This window comes from Micromonospora sp. ANENR4, from assembly GCF_015354395.1.
GTDB classification, from domain to species: Bacteria; Actinomycetota; Actinomycetes; order Mycobacteriales; family Micromonosporaceae; genus Micromonospora; species Micromonospora aurantiaca.
The window spans coordinates 223,892-238,560 of sequence record NZ_JADKYQ010000005.1; the positions used below are offsets into that span (position 1 = coordinate 223,892).

Below are 14,669 nucleotides of genomic sequence, written 5' to 3' on the forward strand. Positions count from 1 at the left end.
TGTTCCGGTCTACAGCCGGAACACGACCGCCTCGCCGACCTGCTCCCGGGTCACGCCCGGCGTGTCGACCGGCCGGTCGAGCATCCCCTCCCACGGGGTGCCCGCCAGCTCGTCGCGCAACACGACCACGTTCTTCACGCCGATCTGCCGCAGGTAGTCGACACTCGCGTAGTCCGGGAAGCTGACAGTCGCCTCGCGGATCTGGGCCTGCGAACGCGGCGTGAAACCGCTGCCGCCGTTGACCATCGGCTGGAACCGGTCGGTGGACCAGAGCATCACCGGCTGATCCAGGTTCTGGCTGCTCGGCAGCACCAGCATCGGGCCGTCCACCGTCCGCATCGCCGCCGGCTGCCGCGGCACCACCGGCTGCGGCGTCGCGTTCAGCCCTTCCACGATCACCAGCGCCAACGGCAGCAGCGTGGCCAGACGCAGCCACGGGCCCGGCCACGGCGGCACCCGCTCGGCGGCCAGCTCGCGTACCCGCATGCAGAACGCGGTGACCGCGCCGGCCGCGAGCAGGCCCAGCAGCAGCGTGGCCCAGAGCATCATCCGGCCCGGCGTGCGCAGCCCGCTCCAGCCCGGCAGGTAGTCGAACAACGGCACGTAGGTGAACCGGCCGCCGAAGAACCGGGTGCCCATCGCCAGCGCCATCGTCACGAGCACGCCGGCCAGCAGGAAGATCCGGTGCCGGACCCGCCAGACCGAGAAGAACAGGCCACCGGCGGCGAGCGCGTAGAGCACGAAACCCGGCAGCAGCGTCATCTCCGGATGCCAGGGCAGCACGGCCCGGGCGCCCTCGTGCAGCCCGCCCCAGACCCGCGACTCGGCCGGCGCGGTGAAGAACCCGCTCGCCGGCGGCGAGTAGAGCGCGATGTCACCGAGCGTCCGCTCCGCGTTCGGGTGCAGCTCGGCGACCTTGAAGTACGGCACCGCCAGCGCCGCGCCCACCGCGGCGAAGGCCAGCCCGCCGAACACGTCGGCCAGGAACAGCCGCCGCCCGAACGGACGCCGCACCCGGCGCCGCCGCACGAACCACAGCACCACCGCCACCAGAACGGTGCCGGCCAGCATGTACGCGAACGGCAGCCCGATGCCGAACCCCAGGCTGAGCTGCCACGCGGCCACCAGCCACCCGGCGAACGCCCAGCCCGCCTGCCGGCGACGCGGCCGGTAGCCGTAGCGCAGGGACCAGCCGTGACCCCGGGCCAGCATGGCCAGCGCCAGCGGGATGCCGCCGTTGGAGAGGATGTGCAGGTGCCCCGCCTGGGCCAGCAGCCACGGCGCGTAGGCGAAGCCCGCCCCGGCCACCGCGCCGCCGATGCGGCCCGCGCCGAGCTGCCGGGCCAGCACGTACGCGCCGAACGCGGCGAGCGCGTGCGCCAGCACGAACATGATGTTGTAGCGCAGCACGGCGTGCTCCGGGCCGACCCCGATCAGGCCGGCCGGGGCGTACCCGAGGAGCGTGTCGGAGAACGCGAAGCTCCAGTTCTCCGGATAGAACGTGTTCGCGTGCCACAGCATCGCCGGGTCGGTGCGCAGGATGTGGCCGGACCACGCCATCTGCCACGCCTGCAGGCTCGGATCCCAGTAGTCCTGCGGCAGCGTGTGCCGCGGATAGCGCAACGTGGGCCAGGTCATCGCCGCGGCCAGCGCCAGCGCGGCGACGGCGGCGAGCGTCCACTCGTGCACCAGGAACCGGCCGACCGCGCGGATCGCCCGCCGGGGCCGGCCGAGCACCGGCTCCGGTGCGGGCCCGAACGCGGACCACGGATCGGCGGGCTCGTCACCGGCCGTACCCGTGGTGTCCTTGTCGCCGCTCCTGGCCTTCTCGGCTGCGGCGGCATCTCCGGCGGCGGCGGCGCCGTCCTTGGCGTCGCCCGTGTCGTCGGCGCCCTGGTCCCGGGCGTCGGTCTTCTCCCCGCCGGTGGCCTCGTCTGCGGTGCCGTCGCCGGGCCCGGCGTCCGCCGCCTCGGCGCCGCCGCCTGCCTTGCCGGACTGCTCGGTCGTCACGCCGCCGCGCCCAACTGCCCGCGCAGGAACGCGATGTCGGCGGCCTGGCCCTCGACGCCGCCGGGGGTCTCCACGATCACCGGTGCGCCGGCCGCGCGGATCAGCGCCACCAGCAGTTCCGGGTCGATGGTGCCACCGGTGAGGTTGTCGTGCCGGTCCTGGCCGGAGTTGAACGCGCCCTTGGAGTTGTTCGCGTGGATCAGGTCGATCCGGCCGGTGATCGCCTTCACCCGGTCGACCAGGCCCAGCAGTTCCTCGCCGCCCGCGTACGCGTGGCAGGTGTCCAGGCAGAAGCCGACCTCGTGGTCGCCGAGCGCGTCCCAGAGCCGGGCCAGCGAGTCGAGGTGCCGGGCACAGGCGTTGTCACCGCCGGCGGTGTTCTCGATCAGCACCGGCAGCGGGAAGCCGCCCGAGTCCGCCGCGTACGCGAAGGTCTTGCGCCAGTTGTCGAAGCCGACGGCGACGTCGTGGCCCGCGTTGACGTGGCCGCCGTGCACGATCAGGCCCTTGGCCCCGACGTCCGCCGCGGCGGTGGCGTGGGCGAGCAGCAGCTTGCGGCTGGGGATGCGGATCCGGTTGTTGAGCGTGGCCACGTTGATCACGTACGGCGCGTGCACGTAGAGGTCGATGTCGGCGGAGCGCAGGCGTTCGGCGTCCTCGCGCGGCTTCGGGGCCTTCCAGCCCTGCGGGTCGGCCAGGAAGAACTGGACCGCCTCGGCCTGCCGGGCGGCCGCCTCGGCCAGCGGGTCGGTCGGGTCGACGTGGGCTCCGATTCGCATGCAGGGCAGCCTACGTCGCGCCTGCGACGGCCGGCGCGCTCGCGGGAGGCACCCGGCGGGTCGGACGCGTCACCACCCGGCCCGGCGGTCGTTGTGCGAGGTGGGATCGATGGTCGACGCTCCGCCCGCACGTGGTCCACAGCACGGACGGGCGAGGGTGGACCCCCGGCAACGGGACGCCCCGCCGTGCGGCCCGGCACGACGGGGCGGGATCCGCTCGTCATCCAGGCACGGGAACCGGCAGTCGGACCAATTCCTCCATTTACCCCAAGCGGTGACGATAGCCATTGTATGGTCAGACCAGGTGACAACACGATAAAGCTCCGCGGGGCGTCTTCGATCCAACCTCATCGGTGTGGTCGTTCCTCCCCAGGTCCCACCCAAGGAATGCGGACGGGACGCCCCGCGGTCCCGTGGACAGGGGTCCACCCGCCGGTTCGCCCGGGGGTGGGCCCCTGTCGCCGCACCGGCACCGGGACCACCGGCCCGTCCATGATCGTCCGGACCGGCTATCCTGGTCCGGTTGTCCGTGTGTCCGGCCGGGTTCCCCCGGTATCGGCGCGGGCAACGACGCACGACCTCCTGCCACGGAAGGACCGTGGCCGCTTAGCCCACAGGAGGTGAGCACGTCTTGCGTCATTACGAAGTCATGGTGATCCTCGACCCCAGCCTCGAGGAGCGCACCGTCGCCCCGTCGCTCGACACGTACCTGAACGTGATCCGGACCGCGGGTGGCTCGGTGGAGAAGACCGACGTGTGGGGCCGCCGGCGCCTCGCGTACGAGATCAACAAGAAGGCCGAGGGCATCTACGCCGTCATCGACCTCCAGGCGACGCCGGAGGCCGTTGGCGAGCTGGACCGTCAGCTCCGACTCAACGAGTCGGTGCTGCGCACCAAGGTCATCCGCCCGGAGATGCGCTGAGCATCTAGACCCGGCACGTCCGGATCACAAGCCTCATCCACGCTGTCGTACGGCTCTGAGAGCCTGTACGACACAAAGATGAGTGCGCGAGGAGATGGTCATGGCAGGAGACACCACCATCACGGTCATCGGCAACCTGACCGATGACCCCGAGTTGCGATTCACCCCCTCCGGCGCGGCGGTCGCCAAGTTCCGGGTCGCTTCGACGCCCCGTTTCATGGACAAGGCCTCCGGCGAGTGGAAGGACGGCGAGCCGCTGTTCCTCTCGTGCACGGTCTGGCGCCAGGCCGCCGAGAACGTCGCCGAGTCGCTGCAGCGCGGCGCTCGCGTGATCGTGTCCGGCCGACTGCGCCAGCGGTCGTACGAGACCCGCGAGGGTGAGAAGCGCACCGTCATCGAGCTGGAGGTCGACGAGATCGGCCCGTCGCTGCGCTACGCCACGGCGAAGGTGCAGAAGATGTCCCGCTCCGGTGGCGGTGGCGGCGGCTTCGGTGGTGGTGGCGGCCAGGGCGGCGGCGGAGGCAACTTCGACGACCCCTGGGCCTCTGCTGCCCCCGCCCCCTCCCGCGGTGGTTCGGGCGGCAACTTCGACGAGGAGCCTCCGTTCTAATGGCGCCGAGCGCCCGCGATCGCAAACCAGGAGCACGAGCAATGGCTAAGGCTGCGGCCCTTCGCAAGCCGAAGAAGAAGGTGAACCCGCTCGACAAGGACGGGATCACCTACATCGATTACAAGGACACCGCGCTGCTGCGCAAGTTCATCTCCGACCGCGGCAAGATCCGCGCTCGGCGGGTGACCGGCGTCACCTCGCAGCAGCAGCGGCAGATCGCCCGCGCGGTCAAGAACGCCCGCGAGATGGCGCTCCTGCCGTACACGGCCACGACCCGCTGAGAGGAGGCACGGACATGAAGATCATCCTGACTCAGGAGGTGTCCGGCCTCGGCTCTCCGGGCGACATCGTCGAGGTCAAGGACGGCTACGGCCGTAACTACCTGCTGCCGCAGGGCTTCGCGATCGCCTGGACCAAGGGCGCGGAGAAGCAGGTCACGGTCATCAAGCGGGCCCGCTCGGCCCGCGAGATCCGCGACCTCGGCCACGCCACCGAGGTCAAGACCCAGGTCGAGGGTCTCAAGGTCAACCTGAAGGCCCGCGCCGGCGACGGCGGGCGGCTCTTCGGCTCGGTCACCCCGGCCGAGATCGTCGACGCCGTCAAGGCCGCCGGCGGCCCGACCCTGGACCGCCGCCGGCTGGAGCTGCCCGGCCACATCAAGGCGCTCGGCTCCTACCCGGTCAGCATCCGGCTGCACCCCGAGGTGACCGCCAAGTTCGACCTGAACGTGGTCAAGGGCTGACACCCGACGCACGACGCGAAAGGCCCGCACCGGCTGCCGGTGCGGGCCTTTCCGCATCCCCGCCGGTCAGCCGAGCGGATTGCCCGTCACCGCGCTGATCACCACCGTGGACAGGCCACCACCCACCACAGCGGCCGCCAGCGCCACAGTCGCCGACCGCCACGTCGTACCGACCTGCCGCAGCAGCACCGCCACCACCAGACTGCTCACCATCGCCAACCCGAACCGCGGCGCCGCCGACACCAACGACTCCAGGGCGTGCGCACGCGGCGAGTCACAACCCCCACCGGTGATGTCCGTGACGCACCCCGCCGGGGGCTGACCACTGAGGAACAGCAGACCGAGCACGAGCAGCACCGCCGGCACCAGATAACAGGCCACCGTGTAGACCAGCGGCCGCAACGGACCACCCGGATCCGGGTCCAGCAGGTCGTCCTCCAGCCGACGACCCCACGAACCGCCACCGATCGAGTCCACCCCACGCCGCAACGTCGACGGCGCCGGCTCCACCGGGCGACGGCGAGGCACGACACGCGGACGCGGCGCCGAGTACGCCACCGCCGGCGAACGCGGAGCCGTCGACGGCGTCTCCATCCACCGCGGATCGTCACCCGAGAGCCGGGTACCCGACCAGAACGCCTCGGCCCGCGCCGGCGACGCCCAGCCCTCCCGCACCGGCGGCGCAGAACGATCCCACGGATCCGCCCCCGTATACCGGTCGTCCGTGTCCCGCACCGGCTCCAGGAAACCGGTGTCGGTGAACCGGTCCCACTCACCCGTGTGCTCCGTACGGTCCCACCCGCTCTCCGCCCGCTCCCAGCGGCTCGCGGGTACCGGCCGGTCCCAGGCGTGCACCCCCGACGCGTCCCACGGGTCGACAGCGGGCGGATCCACCGGCTCACGCTCAGCACCCCGCCGACGCTGCCACGGATCCGCCGCCGGTTGCGGCCGCGCCGACTCCGGCGCCGCCCGTGACCAGGTCGGCTCCGAATCGGTCGCCCGCCCCCAGGCAGGCTCCGAATCGGTGACGCTCGACGGCGACCGGCCCGCGTCCGACGCCGCCGGCCACTCGGCCTCCGTCGCCGAGCGCGACCACGCGCCGTCCGAGGCCGCCGGACGCGACCAGGTGGAGTCCGACGCCGCCGGCGGCGGCCAGGAGGAACCCGGCGCCGACCGACGCCGCCGACCCGCCGGCCGTCCACCGTCCGGCCCGGCCGGCTCCTCGCCCGAACCCGCCGACTCCGGCAGCCCTGACCAGATCACCTGCGGCCGGCGCGTCGCCGCCCGGCGCGGACGGCTTCGAGGCGCCGCACCCGACACCGGCTCGTCGTCCTCGTCCGCCCGCCGGTTACCCACGTACCCCCGCTCCTGCGGGGCGTCCATCGTCCACTCGGCGGTGTGGTCCGACAACGGACCCGCGCCGATCGCGCGCAGATCCCGCCGGCCGGCCTCCGCCCGCCGACCACCACCGGAGGACGGCGTCTCCACCTCCTCGTCGTCGGGCGCGGCATGCCGGCCACCGCCGTCCGCCCGGCTCACCCCGGACTCCAGCGCCCACCGCGGAAGGTACGTCTCCACCGGCTCGTCCTGGCCGCGCTCGATCGCCCGCCGCCGGCTTGCCGTGCGGTGGCCCTCCGGCGCGTACGAGTCGACCCGGCGCGACCCGGCGGGCTCATCCCAGGAACCGCTCGGTCGTCGCTCGCGCGGGCTGTCCTCCCCGCTTCCCCAGTCCCGGTGTCTCACGGCCGGAGCGTGACCTCTCTCAACCCGAAAGTAAACCCGCTGTCCCAGGTGTCGCCGTTCGCAGCGATAGTACGGGACGAACGACGACAAAGCTTGGCCGGAAATCTTCCGTCCACAGGGTGGGGATAGGAAAAGCCCAGGTCAGAGGCGATAAGCCCGGAATTCCCCATCACTTTTCCACACCCCTGTGCACACCCTGCGCACATGCCTGTCCCCAGGCGTCCACAGGTTGTCCCGAGGCTCATCCACCGGCCTTGTTGAGCGGCTGACCTCGGGTTCCGTATCGTGGTCCACCGACCGCCGGGCGATGACCCCCGATCGACCGGAGGGTCGGCGGAGAGTTGTCATACCCCGGCGATAGAGCTGGACTCGATCCGACGCAGCGAGGGGGGAACCCGTGTCGGTCACCGACGAGACGCGTGCGGAACGGACCGGGGGACAATCGCCCGAGCCGCCGCCACGCGAATCTGCGTTCGAGAAGACACCACCCCAGGACGTCGCCGCCGAGCAGTGCGTACTCGGCGGCATGCTGCTGTCCAAGGACGCCATCGCGGACGTCGTGGAGATCCTGAAGACGAACGACTTCTACCGCCCGGTCCACGCCACCATCTTCGACGCGATCCTGGACATCTACGGTCGCGGCGAACCCGCCGACCCGATCACCGTGGCGGCCGCGCTCGCCGACTCCGGCGACCTCGCCCGGATCGGCGGCGCCCCCTACCTGCACACGCTGATCGCCAGCGTGCCCACCGCCGCGAACGCCGCCTACTACGCCCGCATCGTCGGCGAACGAGCAGTGCTCCGCCGGCTGGTCGAGGCCGGCACCCGGATCGTGCAGCTCGGCTACGGCACCGGCCCGAGCGGCAGCCGCGACGTCGACGACATCGTCGACCTCGCCCAGCAGGCCGTCTACGAGATCACCGAGAAGCGCGTCAGCGAAGACTTCGCCGTCCTGGCCGACATGCTCCAGCCGACGCTCGACGAGATCGAGGCGGTCGGCGCCCAGGGCGGGGTGATGACGGGTGTGCCGACCGGGTTCACCGACCTCGACCGCCTGCTCAACGGCCTGCACGCCGGCCAACTCATCATCGTGGCCGGCAGGCCTGGCTTGGGCAAATCGACCGCATCTATGGACTTTGCCCGAAATGCGGCGATTCGAGCCAATCAAGCGTCGGCGATCTTCTCGCTGGAAATGAGCAAGGTCGAGATCGTCATGCGACTCCTCTCGGCCGAGGCGCGTGTTCCGCTGCACGTCCTGCGGAGCGGGCAGCTCTCCGACGACGACTGGACCAAGCTGGCCCGCTGCATGGGTGAGATCAGCGAGGCGCCGCTCTTCGTCGACGACACGCCGAGCATGAACCTGATGGAGATCCGGGCGAAGGCGCGGCGGCTCAAGCAGAAGCACGACCTGAAGCTGATCGTCGTCGACTACCTCCAGCTGATGACCTCGCCGAAGCGCACCGAGAGCCGGCAGCAGGAGGTCGCGGACCTGTCGCGTGGCCTGAAGCTGCTGGCCAAGGAGGTCGAGTGCCCGGTGATCGCGGTGAGCCAGCTGAACCGTGGCCCCGAGCAGCGCACCGACAAACGACCGCAATTGTCCGACTTGCGTGAATCTGGCTCGATTGAGCAGGATGCAGACGTTGTCATCCTTTTGCACCGCGATGACTACTACGACAAGGAGTCGCCGCGAGCGGGCGAAGCGGACTTTATTGTTGCAAAGCACAGAAATGGTCCTACCGACACGGTCACGGTAGCGGCCCAGCTGCACCTGTCGCGCTTCGTGGACATGGCGATCGTCTGAGCGGCGTCAGCCGAGCAGCGGGAACCAGCCGGCGGCCTCGCCCAGCTCCAGCCGGTCCCGGTCGGTGAGCGGCACCCGCCCGGCGGCCTTCAACAGGTAGTCGTGGTCGTCCCAGCCGACCGGCCGTACCGCGTCGTCGCTGAGCAGGCCGTCCATCGTGGTCACCGCGACCCGCGTCGGGTCCGTCGCCGGCCGCGGCGCGTCCGGCAGGTCCACCACCAGGTCCAGGTGATGGATGACCGCCTCGGTGGTCAGGGTGGCGAGCAGATGGGGTACGCGCAGCACGTGACCCTGCGTGGTCACGTGCCCGTCGGGGTCGGCTGCGGTGGCCGCGCGGACGGCGGCGGGCGCGGTGTCGGCCCAGAGGCGGACCACGCCGGTGGGCCGGTCGAAGGCGGCGGCGGAGCGGCGTGCCCACCAGGCATGCCCGCCGGCCGCGTCGTCGTCGCCGGGAGTGAACGCGCGCCAGTAGCTGACGTCGTCCACGTCGGCCGGTCCGGGTGCGGGGCTGGCCAGGGCGACGAGTGCGCGCTGGGCGTCGCAGAGGACGTGGAAGAGCAGGTCGGCGACGAGCCAGCCGCGGCAGCGGGTGGGCCGTTGCAGGCCGGCGTCGTCGAGCGGGGTGACCACTGCGGTGATGCCGTCGTACGCCTGGGCCAGCGCCTCGTGCTGCCGGATCGGGCTCATGCCGAGCAGCCTGCCACGGTGTGGCGGGCACGGCACGCCGACGAGCGCGCCGGGTCGATGCGGTGCACCGGCCCGGCGTGCGCGTGATCGGCGGTCAGTCGAACAGTTCGCCGAGGAAGCCGTGCTTCTTCTTGCGCCGGTAGTGGCCGTGGTAGCCGTAGTGCTGCTGCTGACCGTGGCCGTACGCGGGCTGCGCGTAGCCGTGGCCGGGCGGCGGCGGAGGAGGGGGCGGGGGGACGGCGCCGTAGCCGGGCTGGTGCGGCGCGGCGGCGGGCGGGGGCGGCGGGGGCGGTGGGTAGCCGGCTCCGGAGGGCGCGGCCTGCCGGGCGCCGCCGTGCTGCTGGTTCCAGTTGGCCTCGGCATCGAACAGCTTTTCCAGCTCGCCGCGGTCGAGGAAGATGCCCCGGCATTCGCCGCACTGGTCGATGACTACTCCGCTGCGCTCGTACTGGCGCATTTCTCCGCGGCACTTGGGACAGGTCATCTGCATGACAACGACGGTACCGGGTGTTTTCACGCAGTGGCGGTCAGCGCCTGCGTGACCTCGTCGTCGGAGACCTCGTGGAAGTCCTCGTAGTACGCGCCGACGGCGGCGAAGTCGTGTGGGAGTTGGCAGCTCACGACCGTGTCGGCCTCGGCGGCGAGCATGTCGTACGCCTGCTCGGAGCCGACCGGGACGGCGACGAGGACGCGGGCGGCGCCGAGGTGGCGGGCGACCTGGGCGGCGGCGCGGGCGGTGGCGCCGGTGGCGAGCCCGTCGTCGACGATGACGGCGGTGCGGCCGGTGAGGTCGAGCGGTGGGCGGCCGCCGCGGTAGCGCTGTTCGCGGCGTTCCAGTTCGGCCTGTTCGCGGCGGCGGACCTGGGCCCTGTCGTTCTCGCTGATCCGGCCGGCGACCATCTCGTTGAGGACCTGGACGCCGCCGGGGCCGAGTGCGCCGTACGCGACCTCGGGTGCCCAGGGCACGCCGAGCTTGCGGACGACGAGAACGTCCAGTGGTGCGCCGAGCCGGTCGGCGACCACCCGGGCGACGGGTACGCCGCCACGGACCAGGCCGAGGACGATGACGTCGGGGCGGCCGGCGAGGTCGGTGAGTCGCTCGGCGAGTTCACGTCCCGCTTCGGCCCGGTCGCGGTAGGTGGTCATTCCTCAGGTGTACGCCTTCCGGCCGGGTCGCGCGGGGCGGTTGCCGGGAATGTCGCCCTGTCGTCCGGTCGGGTGAGTGCCAGTGCGGGGGCGAGGACGAGCAGGGCGGCCGGGTAGAGCAGGTACCCGAAGCGGGTGGAGGGCATCAGCAGGATCGCGGCGAGCAGCCCGTACCCGCAGATGAGGGCCGTGGCGGCGGCGGTGCGGGGCGGGCGGCGCAGCAGCCGGACGGCGATGGCCAGTCCGGCGGCGACGAGCAGCGCGGCGGCGACGGCGCGGCCGGCCGGGAGTGCCTCGGCGATGAGGTGCCCCGGGAACGGTGACTGGGCGGGGCTGGTGACGAGGCCGTGGCCGAGCGGGAACCGCAGCACGTTCTCGACGAGGGCGTCGCGGTCGACGAGGAGTACCGGGATCAGGGCGAGGACGGGGAGGCCGATGGCGCCGAGGGCGGTGCGGAGCGCGGCCCGGCGGGTGGCGGCCCAGACGATCAGCACGACGGCGACCGGCCAGGCGAAGAGCTTCAGGGCGCCGGCGGCGCCGACTGCGAGGCCGGCCCGGCCGGGTCGGCCGGCGGCGGCGAGTGCGAGGGCGAGGAGGCAGAGCGCGAGTACGGGGAGGTCGTCGCCGCCGGTGGCGAGGGTGAGCGCGCAGACGGGCAGGACAGTGGCAGCCTGGACGGCGCGCAGGACGGCGGCGTCGCGGCGGGGCGCGGCCGGGCCGCCGCCGGTGCGCAGCGTGGCGACGAGGGCGACGACTGTGAGTGCGGTGACCACGGCGAACCAGACGCGCGAGTCGGTCCACCAGGCGTCCACGGCGGCGCGGGGCAGCCCGAACAGTGCCATGCCGGGCTGGTAGGGGGTGTAGCCGAGGAGCTGTTCGCCGGGGGGCAGGGCGGCGATGGCGTCGGGTCCGAGGTAGGGGGTGCCGTGTTCGGCGAGGCGGGCGCCGGCGTGTTCAACGACGATCACCTCCTCCTGGGCGCGGTCGGTGCGTCCGCCGGCGCGTTCGACGCTCTGCGTGACGATCGGCAGGAGCGCGGTGGCGGCCCAGGTGAGGCCGGCGACGGTCCAGCGTGCGGGCAGGCCGGCCAGGGGCGTGCCGGGGTCGCGGCCTCGGGCGAGCAGTTGGGTGGTCGCGGCGAGCGTGGCGAGGGCGTACCCGATGGTGGCGACGGCGCCCCAGGCGCGGTGCGGCGGCAGCGTGGAGGTGGCGGCGGTGATCGCGGCGAAGACGGTGGCGGCGGCGTAGAGGCCCAGGTCGAGGGCGAGGCCGCCGGCGGCGGTGTCGAGTGCCGACCAGCGGCGGGAGACGTGGGTTGCCGGGTCGGCGTGGGCGGTCACGCGGGCCAGTGTGGCAGACCGGCGGGGTGCCCCGGCCGGGTCAGGGTTGCCGGGCGTCGCTGGCGGCGGGGGGTGCCGGGCGGGTGCGGCCGGTGCGGCGGCCGGGGAGGCGGATGACGGCGCCGGTGTCGTGCAGTGCGGGTGCGAGCGCGCCGGTCCGGCCGCCGTGGCCGCGTTGGAGGGCGGCGAGGAGGGCGGCGGCGGGCAGTGGCCGGGCGAACAGGTGGCCCTGCCCGGCGGCGCAGCCGAGTTCCCAGAGCGCGCGGCGTTGCGGTTCGCTCTCCACGCCTTCGGCGACGACGGTGAGGTCGAGGCTGCGGCCGAGGTCGAGGGTGGAGCGGATGACGGCGGCGGCTTCGGGCGCGGTCTCCATGACGCCGACGAAGCTGCGGTCGATCTTCAGTTCGTGTACGGGGATGCGGGAGAGCAGGGAGAGCGACGAGTATCCGGTGCCGAAGTCGTCGAGCGCGAGCCGGACGCCGGAGTCCCGCAGCCGGCTGAGGACGCGGTCGACGACGTCGAGCTGGCTGAGGGTGAGCGTCTCGGTCAGTTCCAGGACGAGCCGGTCCGGCGGTAGGTCGTGGGCGCGGAGCCGGGCCAGTACGGCGCCGGGGAAGCGGGCGTCGAGCAGGCTGCGCGGGGACACGTTCACCGAGACGGGCAGGTCGAAGCCGGCGTCGCGCCAGGAACCGGCGGCGATGAGGGCCTGGTCGAGGATCGCCTCGGCGAACGCGGGGAGGAGCCCGGATCGTTCGACGGCTTCGAGGAAGCGCAGCGGGTCGATGAGCCCGTGGGTGGGGTGGTGCCAGCGGGCGAGTGCCTCGGCGCCGATCACCTCGCCGCTGCCGAGGTCGACGATGGGCTGGAAGTTGACGGTGAACTCGTGGTCGGCGACGGCTCGGGGCAGTTCGCCGCCGAGGGTGAGCCGGCTCAGGTCGGCGGTGTCGCGGGCCGGCGCGTAGGTGGCGACGCGTTGGCCGGCGCGTTTGGCCTGGTACATGGCCACGTCGGCGCGGCGCAGCAGTTCGGCCATGCCGCCGGTGGCGGGGGCGACGGCGATGCCGCCGCTGGCTTCCACGCTGATCCGCATGCCGTCTAGGTCGAGCGGGTCGTGCAGCGCCGCGAGCAGGGCCTCGGCGCGGTGGGCGGCGACGGCGGGGGCGGGCAGGCCGCGCAGGAGTACGGCGAACTCGTCGCCGCCGAGGCGGGCGACCAGGTCGTCGGGGCGCGCGGCACCGCGGAGGCGTTCGGCGACCTGGATCAGCACCTGGTCGCCGGCGCCGTGTCCGAGGGTGTCGTTGACTTCCTTGAAGTGGTTGAGGTCGATCAGCACCAGGGCGGTGACGCCGTCGGCGTGCCGGCTGGTGAGCTGGGCGCTGCCCTCGTCGAGCAGGTGCCGCCGGTTGGACAGGCCGGTGAGGGCGTCGTGGGTGGCGGCGTAGGCGTGGTCCTCGGCGATGCGGGCGAGTTCGGCGTACGCCTGGGCGTTGCGGACCGCGGTGCAGAGGGCGGAGGCGAAGGTACGCAGGGTGTACTGCTCGCGTTCGGAGAGCTCGACCGGGCCGGCGAACCGCAGCCGCAGCACGCCGACGTCGTCGGTGCGGTCGTGGCCCTCCAGCACGACCGGCATGATCTGACCGTCGACGGCGCTGGGCCGGGGGGCTGTTCCGTCGTAGGCGATGTCCGTGCCGTTGCCCCGGATGGTGCGTCCGCCGTCGCGCAGTTCGATCTCGACCTCGTCGGCGGAGAAGAGTTCGCTGGCCTCGGTGACCGCTGTGGTGAGCACCTGGTCGAGGTCGACCACGTTGAGGGCGTCGGTGGCGCGGGCCAGGCGCTGCCATGCCTGCTGCTCGGTGCGGGTGCGGATCCGGCTGGAGTAGGCCAGGTGCAGGCTGAGCACCAGCGCGGGTACGGCGGGCAACAGGCGGGGGTCGACCCGCAGGATGAGTACGGTGCTGGCGGCCACCAGGAAGCGCAGGCCGAATCCGGCGATCCGCAGGTCGAGGTCGTCGCGGAACTGCTGGAGGATCGGCGTGCGGGAGGCGAGCGCGATGACCGGGATCGCGAGGACGTCGTCGAGGACTGCGGCCACCAGGTAGACGAACCCCAGCAGCAGGACGATGCCGAGTGGCTCCCGAGGGGGCCAGGCGCTTCCCAGCAACAGGGTGGCGACAGTGGCTCCGCCGGCCACCAGGGTGTGCTTCGCGATGGCGAATGCCACCTTGATGGGTGCCAGGCGGGTGACTGATCCGCACGCCACGCCGATCCCGGTGGCCAGGACGACCCACGAGGGTGGAGCGACGGCGAGGCCGATGACGATCGCGGTCTCGACCCAGGCGAAGTAGAAGGTGGTGGAGCGGATCCGCAGACGGGTCTTGATGACGGTGGCCAGCGTCACCGTGACGACGAGTGCGATGACGGTGACGAAGTCACGTGCGGAGTCGGGGGGTTGCGTACGGGCGGAGTGGATCGCGGTGAGGGCGACGATCGTCGCCCCCGCGACCAACGTGTAGATGATCCCGCGCAGGTGCGGGCCGACAGCCGTCCGGCTTTCCGTGGTTCGGCTCAACCCGCGTCACCCGCCGCTCACCGTCGGTATGCGATGAGCGGCAGCCTACCGCTTCACCCGGGTCCGGGAAACTCATCCCCATTCGGTGCTGCGCATTGTGCTGCCCTCCTCAAATATCGCTCCGGGGCGGAATGGTCACGGACCGAAGTCGTTACTTCGATCCGCTGCCGCGCATTGCCGCCGGCTGCCGTGTGCCTTCTCGGTGCGTTCCCGCGCCTTGCTGACTGAGGGCAGATTAGGGGATATTCGAGTGAGTCTGAAAGAATTAATGTCGGTATGCGCAATATAAGTAACTATTGCAGCTTAAATGACGTTCTGTC

Annotated in this window: 13 protein-coding genes; 5 read left to right on the forward strand and 8 right to left on the reverse strand. The window is 72.2% G+C overall.

Annotation, left to right across the window (positions count from 1 at the left end; translation table 11 throughout):
• Positions 1-9: 9 nt before the first annotated feature.
• Both IRY44_RS10930 and IRY44_RS10935 read right to left on the reverse strand, forming a co-directional pair.
• Positions 10-2,010, reverse strand: coding sequence for a hypothetical protein (locus tag IRY44_RS10930; RefSeq protein ID WP_269697858.1), 2,001 nt, complete (start codon positions 2,008-2,010; stop codon positions 10-12).
• The gene (locus IRY44_RS10935; protein WP_194800303.1) at positions 2,007-2,789 is read right to left on the reverse strand and encodes a deoxyribonuclease IV; all 783 of its coding nucleotides are present in this window, start codon (positions 2,787-2,789) and stop codon (positions 2,007-2,009) included. Before IRY44_RS10935 ends, IRY44_RS10930 begins: the two co-directional genes overlap by 4 nt.
• Positions 2,790-3,420: 631 nt before the next feature.
• Between IRY44_RS10935 and rpsF the strand changes: the two genes are divergently transcribed.
• The 4 genes from rpsF (at position 3,421) to rplI (ending at position 5,063) form a co-directional block, all read left to right on the forward strand.
• Entirely contained in the window at positions 3,421-3,711 is a 291-nt protein-coding gene (gene rpsF / locus IRY44_RS10940; protein ID WP_013289357.1) for a 30S ribosomal protein S6, read from the forward strand.
• Positions 3,712-3,793: 82 nt separating this feature from the next.
• Complete coding sequence (locus IRY44_RS10945) at positions 3,794-4,321, forward strand: single-stranded DNA-binding protein (protein ID WP_018788497.1); 528 nt, start codon at positions 3,794-3,796, stop codon at positions 4,319-4,321.
• Positions 4,322-4,362: 41 nt separating this feature from the next.
• Positions 4,363-4,602, forward strand: a complete 240-nt coding sequence (rpsR, locus tag IRY44_RS10950; RefSeq protein WP_013289355.1) for a 30S ribosomal protein S18 — start codon at positions 4,363-4,365, stop codon at positions 4,600-4,602.
• A 14-nt stretch (positions 4,603-4,616) separates the two neighbouring features.
• Entirely contained in the window at positions 4,617-5,063 is a 447-nt protein-coding gene (gene rplI, locus IRY44_RS10955) for a 50S ribosomal protein L9 (protein ID WP_135242573.1), read from the forward strand.
• 66 nt (positions 5,064-5,129) lie between these two features.
• On the opposite strand, the gene IRY44_RS10960 is transcribed toward rplI, so the two are convergent.
• Entirely contained in the window at positions 5,130-6,806 is a 1,677-nt protein-coding gene (locus IRY44_RS10960; RefSeq protein WP_194800304.1) for a hypothetical protein, read from the reverse strand.
• A 397-nt stretch (positions 6,807-7,203) separates the two neighbouring features.
• Here IRY44_RS10960 and dnaB point away from each other — a divergent pair, with 397 nt between their 5' ends.
• Positions 7,204-8,607, forward strand: coding sequence for a replicative DNA helicase (gene dnaB, locus IRY44_RS10965; RefSeq protein ID WP_194800305.1), 1,404 nt, complete (start codon positions 7,204-7,206; stop codon positions 8,605-8,607).
• Positions 8,608-8,613: 6 nt separating this feature from the next.
• Here the strand turns inward: dnaB and IRY44_RS10970 are convergent, their stop codons facing one another.
• From IRY44_RS10970 to IRY44_RS10990, 5 genes are all read right to left on the reverse strand, one after another.
• Positions 8,614-9,294 (reverse strand): maleylpyruvate isomerase N-terminal domain-containing protein, encoded by a 681-nt coding sequence (locus IRY44_RS10970; protein ID WP_194800306.1) that lies wholly within the window; start codon positions 9,292-9,294, stop codon positions 8,614-8,616.
• A gap of 94 nt (positions 9,295-9,388) precedes the next feature.
• Complete coding sequence (locus tag IRY44_RS10975; RefSeq protein ID WP_030499471.1) at positions 9,389-9,784, reverse strand: zf-TFIIB domain-containing protein; 396 nt, start codon at positions 9,782-9,784, stop codon at positions 9,389-9,391.
• Positions 9,785-9,807: 23 nt separating this feature from the next.
• Complete coding sequence (locus tag IRY44_RS10980; RefSeq protein WP_194800307.1) at positions 9,808-10,440, reverse strand: phosphoribosyltransferase; 633 nt, start codon at positions 10,438-10,440, stop codon at positions 9,808-9,810.
• Complete coding sequence (locus IRY44_RS10985; RefSeq protein WP_194800308.1) at positions 10,437-11,780, reverse strand: glycosyltransferase 87 family protein; 1,344 nt, start codon at positions 11,778-11,780, stop codon at positions 10,437-10,439. The genes IRY44_RS10980 and IRY44_RS10985 overlap by 4 nt, the downstream gene beginning before the upstream one ends.
• A 40-nt stretch (positions 11,781-11,820) precedes the next feature.
• Entirely contained in the window at positions 11,821-14,349 is a 2,529-nt protein-coding gene (locus IRY44_RS10990) for a putative bifunctional diguanylate cyclase/phosphodiesterase (protein WP_370584913.1), read from the reverse strand.
• Positions 14,350-14,669 lie beyond the last annotated feature (320 nt).

What these genes read in the sequence shown, in the direction of transcription:
- IRY44_RS10935 (WP_194800303.1), bottom strand. Translation starts at nt 2,789, where the DNA reads ATGCGAATCGGAGCCCACGTCGACCCGACCGACCCGCTGGCCGAGGCG.
- rpsR (WP_013289355.1), top strand. Translation starts at nt 4,363, where the DNA reads ATGGCTAAGGCTGCGGCCCTTCGCAAGCCGAAGAAGAAGGTGAACCCG.
- rplI (WP_135242573.1), top strand. Translation starts at nt 4,617, where the DNA reads ATGAAGATCATCCTGACTCAGGAGGTGTCCGGCCTCGGCTCTCCGGGC.
- IRY44_RS10970 (WP_194800306.1), bottom strand. Translation starts at nt 9,294, where the DNA reads ATGAGCCCGATCCGGCAGCACGAGGCGCTGGCCCAGGCGTACGACGGC.
- IRY44_RS10975 (WP_030499471.1), bottom strand. Translation starts at nt 9,784, where the DNA reads ATGCAGATGACCTGTCCCAAGTGCCGCGGAGAAATGCGCCAGTACGAG.
- IRY44_RS10980 (WP_194800307.1), bottom strand. Translation starts at nt 10,440, where the DNA reads ATGACCACCTACCGCGACCGGGCCGAAGCGGGACGTGAACTCGCCGAG.